Origin of the sequence: Cedecea sp. (genome assembly GCF_036500665.1) — a bacterium.
In the GTDB taxonomy this organism is placed as follows: Bacteria; Pseudomonadota; Gammaproteobacteria; order Enterobacterales; family Enterobacteriaceae; genus Cedecea.
Genome location: NZ_DASYBS010000089.1, coordinates 24,423 through 32,312 on the forward strand (window position 1 = coordinate 24,423; position 7,890 = coordinate 32,312).

A 7,890-nucleotide genomic window follows, 5' to 3' on the forward strand; every position below is an offset into this window, starting at 1 on the left:
CAAATATGAACGGCGGCTGACATTTTGCATTTATCGGCGTGTGGTTGACTGGCGCGTATTGATACCCACCACAGGCGCCGCACCATGAGCAGAGTCCCCATTCTGGAAATGCGCAATATTGCCAAGTCATTTGGCAAGTTTTATGCGCTAAAAGGCGTCGATTTAACGGTATTTCCCGGTGAAATCCATGCGCTAATGGGTGAGAACGGGGCGGGTAAAAGCACCCTGATGAAGATCCTCGCCGGGGCTTACATCGCCACCAGCGGCGAAGTACTGATTGACGGCGAGCCCTATGTCATCAAAGGCCCCAAAGACGCCCTGAACGCGGGCATTACCCTGATTTACCAGGAAATGCAGCTGGCGCCAAACCTCACCGTTGCCGAAAACATTTTCCTCGGCAGCGAACTGGCGCGCGGCGGCCTGGTGCAGCGTAAAGAGATGGTGCAGCAGGCGCAGGCGGTGATTGACCGCCTCGGGGCGCAGTTCAAGGCCACGGATCTCGTCATGAAGCTCACCATTGCCGAGCAGCAGCAGGTTGAGATTGCCCGTGCGCTTCAGCGCAACAGCCGCATTCTGGTGATGGATGAACCTACCGCCGCCCTCTCCTCCCGCGAAACGCATCGCCTGTTTGAGCTGATTTTCCGCCTGCGTGATGAAGGTATGGCGATTATCTACATCAGCCACCGCATGGCGGAAATCTATGAGCTGTCTGACCGGGTCAGCGTGCTGCGCGACGGCCAGTACGTCGGCAGCCTGACGCGGGAAAACCTGAACGCCAGCGAGCTGGTCAGAATGATGGTTGGGCGGCCGCTCAGCGACCTGTTCAACAAAGAGCGTGATATCCCGCTCGGCAGCCCTCGCCTCAACGTTCATCACCTGACGGACAGCGGCAAGGTGCAGCCCGTCAGCCTGCACGTGCGTTCCGGGGAAATTGTCGGCCTGGCCGGGTTGGTTGGCGCGGGGCGTTCAGAGTTGGCGCAGCTTATCTTCGGCGTGCGTAAGGCCACGGGCGGCACGGTTGAGATCGACGGCGAGCCGGTGACGCTTCACTCCCCCCGCGAGGCGATTCAACACGGCATCGGCTTCCTGACAGAGAACCGCAAAGAGCAGGGGCTGTTCCTCGAACTGGCCGCGCAGGACAACATCACCATGGCCACGCTTGAGCGTGACGCTCATTTCGGCATGCTCGACCGCAAAAAAGCCCAGACCATTTCCGACGACGCCATCAGCCTGCTGAATATCCGCGTGCCGCACGCCCAGGTTCGCGCCGGGGGCCTGTCCGGGGGCAACCAACAAAAGCTGCTGATTTCCCGCTGGGTTGCCATCGGCCCACGCATTCTGATCCTCGACGAGCCTACGCGCGGCGTGGACGTCGGCGCCAAAAGCGAGATCTACCGCATCATGAACCAGCTGGCCCGCCAGGGCGTGGCCATCCTAATGATTTCCAGCGAGCTGCCCGAAGTGGTGGGCATGAGCGACCGGGTGTACGTCATGCGCGAAGGCAGCATTGCCGGCGAGCTGCTGCGCCACGACATTACGCAAGAAAATATTATGACCCTGGCTACCGGCGTGACCGAGGCCCATAAGAAAGAGGTTCACCATGACTAACTCAGGCACGCAACCGGTGGCAAAATCCGCCTCGCTTAAAAAAGCCCTGTTCGGCGATTTACTACAAACCGTCGGCATTTTGCCGATTTTGATACTGATCGTCGCCGTATTTGGCTTTGTCGCGCCCAACTTCTTCACCGAGTCTAACCTGCTCAATATCGCCCGGCAGTCGTCCATCAACATCGTGCTGGCGGCGGGGATGACCTTCATCATTCTGACCGGCGGCATCGACCTGTCCGTGGGCTCAATTCTCGGCACCACCGCCGTGACGGCAATGGTCGTGTCGCTGATGCCCGGCTGGGAAGGGCTGTCGATTCCTGCGGCGCTGCTGATGGGTACCGGACTCGGACTGTTTAACGGCATGCTGGTCGCCTGGGCGGGGCTGCCGCCGTTTATCGTCACGCTCGGCACCTATACCGCGCTGCGCGGCGCGGCGCGGCGTATCTGCTGGCAGACGGCACGACGGTGATTAACTCCAACATCAACTTTGAGTGGATTGGCAACGCCTATCTCGGCCCGGTGCCGTGGCTGGTGGTGATTGCCCTGTTGGTGATTGCGGTGTGCTGGTTCATTCTGCGCCGTACCACGCTGGGCGTTCATATCTACGCGGTAGGCGGCAACATGCAGGCGGCGCGCCTGACCGGCATCAAAGTGTGGATGGTGCTGCTGTTCGTGTACGGCATGAGCGGTCTGCTTTCCGGACTTGGCGGCATCATGAGCGCGTCACGCCTTTATAGCGCCAACGGTAACCTCGGCGTGGGCTATGAGCTGGACGCCATCGCCGCCGTTATTCTCGGCGGGACCAGCTTCGTGGGCGGGATTGGCACCATCACCGGCACGCTGGTGGGGGCGCTGATTATCGCCACGCTCAACAACGGCATGACGCTGATGGGCGTCTCCTACTTCTGGCAATTGGTGATCAAAGGGGCGGTGATCATCATAGCGGTGCTGATCGACAAATACCGTACCCGTCACCATCAAAGTGCATAACAACAAAACCCTACGAGTGAGGAAAACAGCATGCGTTTGAAACCCATAGTTACTGCGTTACTGGCTGGTGCAATGATCGCAGGCGCGCCGTTTGCCCAGGCGAAAGAGTTAAAGTCTATCGGCGTGACGGTGGGCGACCTCGCCAACCCGTTCTTCGTGCAGATAACCAAAGGCGCCGAGCTGGAAGCCCGCAAGCTCGCTGGCGACAACGTGAAGGTGACGCTGGTCTCCAGCGGCTACGATCTCGGTCAGCAGGTGGCGCAGATCGATAACTTTATCGCCGCGAAGGTGGACATGATAATCCTCAACGCTGCGGATTCCAAAGGGATCGGCCCGGCGGTAAAACGTGCGAAAGACGCCGGGATCGTCGTTGTGGCGGTGGACGTCGCGGCTGACGGCGCCGATGCCACGATCACCTCCGATAACATCCAGGCCGGGCAAATGGCCTGTAAGTACATTTCCGACCGCCTGAAAGATAAAGGCAACGTGGTGATCATCAACGGGCCGCCGGTTTCCGCCGTGCAGAACCGCGTTGAGGGCTGCGAAACCGAATTCAAAAAGCACCCGGACATTAAGATCCTTTCCTCTAATCAGAATGCTAAGGGCAGCCGTGAAGGCGGCCTGGAAGTAATGACCTCGCTGCTGGCGGCGAATCCGAAGATCGACGGCGTGTTTGCGATCAACGATCCGACGGCGATCGGGGCCGATCTGGCGGCAAAACAGGCCCAGCGTAATGAGTTCTTTATTGTCGGCGTGGACGGCAGCCCGGACGGTGAGGAGGCCCTGAAGCGCGGCGGCAGCTCGCTGTTTGTGGCGACGCCGGCGCAGGATCCGCAGATAATGGCGGCGAAAGCGGTCGAGATTGGCTACGACATTTTGCAGGGTAAACCCGCGCCGAAAGGCCCGGTACTGATCCCGGTGACGATGATCGATAAGAACAATATTGGCAGCTACAAAGGGTGGACGGTGAAGTAATTTTCCCCTCACCCAGTCGAGTCAAAACACCGTCAGTCCCCTCTCCCTTCCAGGGAGAGGGCCAGGGTGAGGGTCCACGTCAAAGGGAGGCCAGATGAAACGCTCCGAGGTTAATCAGTACCTGAATGAAACCCGCCAGTTCTTTGCCCGCCACGATATCCAACTGCCGCCGTTCGCCGGGTTCTCGCCGCAAACATGGCAGCAGCTTGATTCCCACAGCTGGCAAGAGGTCTTTGATCTAAAGCTCGGGTGGGATATCACCGACTTCGGCGGCAGCGATTTTCTTATCATGGGCCTCACGCTGTTTACCCTGCGCAACGGCTCACCTGAAGGTGCGCCCTACGCCAAAACTTACGCCGAAAAAGTCATGCACGTGCGTGAAAACCAGATGACGCCGATGCATTTCCACTGGAGCAAGCAGGAGGACATCATCAACCGCGGCGGCGGTAATTTGATTGTCGAACTGTGGCACTCTGACCCATTCGAACAGCCTGACGAATCGGACATCACGGTGGTGATTGACGGCTGCCGCCAGACGCACGCCGCAGGCAGCCAATTGCGCTTATCGCCTGGAGAAAGCATCAGCCTGGTGCCGGAGATGTATCACAGCTTCTGGGGGGAACCGGGCTACGGCGACGTGCTGGTCGGCGAAGTGTCGATGGTCAACGATGACGATCACGACAACCGCTTTTTAAAGCCTCTCGAGCGCTTCAGCAGCCTCAGCGAAGACGCCGCTCCAGCGCTGCTTTTGTGCCATGAATACCGGCAGTTTATCTAAACCGCATTATTCTCGCCGTGGGTGACATCCGCGGCAAAAACGTAGCCCACGCCGCGAATGGTGCGGATAAGCGTGGGCTGGTGCGGATTGACCTCGATTTTGCGCCGCAGCCGCATAATCAGCACGTCGATAGTCCGATCAAATACGTCGAGGCTTTCGCTGTGGGTTAGCTCAAGCAGTTTTTCCCGCGACAGCACCTTTCTGGCGTTCTGCACCAGGGAAAGCAGCAGACCATATTCCCCTTGGGTGAGATCAACCTGCTGCTGCCGGGCGTTCATCAGCTGGCAGCGGTCGGTGTCCAGCCGCCAGCCGTTAAACTGCAGCCCGCTGGTTTTCGTCGGGCTAGTTTCTACGGCCAGCGCCCCGCTGCGCCTCAGCACCGCTTTCACCCTCGCGACGACCACGCGGCCGTTAAACGGTTTGGCGATATAGTCATCGGCGCCCATTTCCAGCCCCACCACCACGTCGGACTCGCTGCCCATCCCGGTCAGCATTACCACCGGCAAAGCAGGACGCAGTTTCTGCACCTGCTGAAGCACCAGCAGGCCGTTGGTGTCCGGCAGCATCATGTCCAGCAGGATAAGCGCGATGGATGGCTCTGCCGCCACAATCCGCAGCGCTTCATTGCCGCTATGGCACACCAGCACGTCGAAGACGTGTTCACTGAGCACATCGCGCAGCACGTCGCAAATGGCCTTGTCGTCATCCACCACCAGGATTGCAGGTTTCATTATTGTCTCCGGAGGGGAGGAGGTTCTTTTAGTGTGAGCGATTGTTGATTGCGCGCCGCAGAAAGAACACAGCCTCGTGCGGAATTTTCTATCACTGTCACAAATGGCCGTCAGTTCGACACGTCATTTATGACGAAATCCCCGGCGTTTCGTCAGCCCGTTCGCCAGATACCCGCCAAACCCGCGCCAATACCCACTCACTCTATGTGGCATAGATAATGCATTGAGTGGCGCAGCAAGGCGGTTTGCATTTATCGCCGCACTTAAATGACAGCATTGACTGGAGCAACATGATGAAAAAAGTCGTCACGGTTTGCCCCTATTGCGCCTCGGGTTGCAAGATAAACCTGGTGGTGGATAACGGCAAAATCGTCAAGGCGGAAGGCGCACAGGGTAAAACCAACCAGGGGGACCTGTGCCTGAAGGGTTATTACGGTTGGGACTTTATCACCGACACCAAAATCCTTACCCCGCGTTTGAAATCCCCGATGATTCGCCGCGAGCGCGGCGGCAAGCTGGAAGCGGTTTCCTGGGATGAGGCGCTGGACTACGTCAGCTCTCGTCTGAGCGAGATCAAAGCCAAGTATGGCCCGAACGCCATTCAAACCACCGGCTCCTCACGCGGGACCGGCAACGAAACCAACTATGTAATGCAAAAATTTGCGCGCGCCGTTATTGGAACCAATAACGTCGATTGCTGCGCACGTGTCTGACACGGCCCATCGGTTGCAGGTCTGCACCAGTCGGTCGGTAATGGCGCGATGAGTAACTCTATCGTCGAGATTGAGGATACTGATTTAGTCTTTGTGTTCGGGTATAACCCGGCAGATTCACACCCTATCGTGGCTAATCGCGTGATTAAGGCGAAGCAGAAAGGGGCTCAGATTATCGTTGTCGATCCGCGCAAAATTGAAACCGCGCGCATTGCCGACATGCATTTAAGGTTACGCAACGGCTCGAACATCGCGCTGCTGAACGCGATTGGCCACGTCATTATTGAAGAGAACCTTTACGATCACGCTTTCGTTGCTGCTCGTACCGAAGGCTTCGAGGAGTATCGCAAAATCGTTGAAGGCTACGCGCCGGAGTCCGTAGAAGAAATCACTGGCGTCAGCGCCGGGGAGATCCGTGCGGCCGCGCGTATGTATGCCAAAGCCAAAACGGCCACCATCCTGTGGGGCATGGGCGTGACCCAGTTCTACCAGGGCGTGGAAACCGTGCGCTCGCTCACCAGCCTGGCGCTGATGACCGGCAACCTCGGCAAACCTAACGTGGGCGTGAACCCGGTTCGCGGCCAGAACAACGTGCAGGGTGCCTGCGATATGGGCGCGCTGCCGGATATGTTCCCCGGCAACCAGTACGTCCGTGACGCGGAAACTCGCAGCAAATTTGCCGCTGCCTGGGGCGTTGACGCGCTGCCGGAAGCCAACGGTTACCGCATCAGCGAACTGCCGCACCGCGTAGAACACGGTGAAGTCCGCGCCGCCTATATTATGGGTGAAGATCCGCTGCAAACCGACGCCGAGCTTTCTGCGGTGCGCAAAGCGTTTGCCGGACTCGAGCTGGTGATTGTGCAGGACATCTTCATGACCAAAACCGCCGCCGAGGCCGACGTTATTTTACCGTCCACCTCCTGGGGCGAGCATGAAGGCGTCTTCACCGCCGCCGACCGTGGCTTCCAGCGCTTCTTTAAGGCCGTTGAGCCGAAGTGGGATCTCAAAACGGACTGGCAGATTATCAGCGAAATCGCCACCCGTATGGGCTATCCGATGCGCTACAGCAACACCCAGGAAATTTGGGACGAGCTGCGTCATCTGTGCCCGGACTTCTACGGCGCGACCTACGAGAAGATGGGCGAGCTGGGCTATATTCAGTGGCCTTGCCGGGACACTTCCGACGCGGACCAGGGCACCTCTTACCTGTACGAGAGCAAGTTCGAGCGTCCTAACGGTCTGGGGCAGTTCTTCACCTGCGACTGGGCACCGCCAATCGATCGCATCACCGACGAGTACCCGATGGTGCTTTCCACGGTGCGTGAAGTCGGCCACTACTCCTGCCGTTCAATGACCGGCAACTGTGCCGCCCTGGCAGCGCTGGCCGATGAGCCGGGTTATGCGCAAATCCACGTCGAAGATGCCGCCCGGCTGGGCATTGAAGATGAAGCGTTGATTTGGGTGAATTCGCGGAAAGGCCGGGTTATCACCCGCGCTGCGGTCAGCGAGCGTCCGAATAAAGGCGCGGTGTACATGACCTATCAGTGGTGGATTGGCGCCTGTAATGAGCTGGTGACAGAGAACCTGAGCCCGATAACCAAAACGCCGGAGTACAAGTACTGCGCCGTGCGCGTGGAGCCGATTGCCGATCAGCAGGCCGCCGAGCAGTATGTGATTGATGAGTACAGCAAGCTGAAGGCCCGTCTGCGCGAGAGCGCGAGGGGGTAAACGGGGAACCCTTAGTCGCAGTATCCTCTATGAAAGGGTGACTAAGATTCCGTTCACTTCAGTCCTGCGTCACATGTCATCACCGAACCGGTGAACGTCTCGGGAGAATCACCGTCATTCCCCCGAGACCCCGGACTCTCGGCCAAATAAATCGACCGCTAAAGCGGCAGACCTCAGTTTTATATCCCAGTCCTGGGTCGGCTGAGATGCGTTCCCGACGCTCTCATCGCCCCCGGTTATGACCCAACTCAGGCGGGGTTGAGCTGTCGGGAACAGCGAAAGAGAGCGATCGTCGGGAACGAATCGCGAACGACCCCGAATGTTTGGGTGATAGCCGGTGGGTTTACCGCTTTAGCGGCGATGAGCT

Annotated in this window: 5 protein-coding genes and 1 pseudogene; 5 read left to right on the forward strand and 1 reads right to left on the reverse strand. The window is 58.5% G+C overall.

The annotated features are described in order from the left end of the window. Positions 1-84: 84 nt before the first annotated feature. The 4 genes and pseudogenes from VGM55_RS14215 (at position 85) to VGM55_RS14230 (ending at position 4,351) form a co-directional block, all read left to right on the forward strand. Positions 85-1,608, forward strand: coding sequence for a sugar ABC transporter ATP-binding protein (locus tag VGM55_RS14215; protein ID WP_331635823.1), 1,524 nt, complete (start codon positions 85-87; stop codon positions 1,606-1,608). After that, positions 1,601-2,598, forward strand: a pseudogene (locus tag VGM55_RS14220) (ABC transporter permease subunit). Before VGM55_RS14215 ends, VGM55_RS14220 begins: the two are co-directional and overlap by 8 nt. 30 nt (positions 2,599-2,628) lie before the next feature. Further along, positions 2,629-3,573 (forward strand): ABC transporter substrate-binding protein, encoded by a 945-nt coding sequence (locus VGM55_RS14225; RefSeq protein WP_154188534.1) that lies wholly within the window; start codon positions 2,629-2,631, stop codon positions 3,571-3,573. Positions 3,574-3,667: 94 nt separating this feature from the next. Next, complete coding sequence (locus tag VGM55_RS14230) at positions 3,668-4,351, forward strand: D-lyxose/D-mannose family sugar isomerase (protein WP_331635824.1); 684 nt, start codon at positions 3,668-3,670, stop codon at positions 4,349-4,351. On the opposite strand, the gene VGM55_RS14235 is transcribed toward VGM55_RS14230, so the two are convergent. Next, positions 4,348-5,082, reverse strand: coding sequence for a response regulator transcription factor (locus tag VGM55_RS14235; RefSeq protein ID WP_331635825.1), 735 nt, complete (start codon positions 5,080-5,082; stop codon positions 4,348-4,350). The two genes, VGM55_RS14230 and VGM55_RS14235, sit on opposite strands and share 4 nt — an antisense overlap. A 293-nt stretch (positions 5,083-5,375) precedes the next feature. On the opposite strand from VGM55_RS14235, the gene fdhF reads away from it, so the two are divergent. Next, positions 5,376-7,523, forward strand: a complete 2,148-nt coding sequence (fdhF, locus tag VGM55_RS14240) for a formate dehydrogenase subunit alpha (RefSeq protein ID WP_331635827.1) — start codon at positions 5,376-5,378, stop codon at positions 7,521-7,523. The last annotated feature ends 367 nt before the right edge of the window (positions 7,524-7,890 follow it).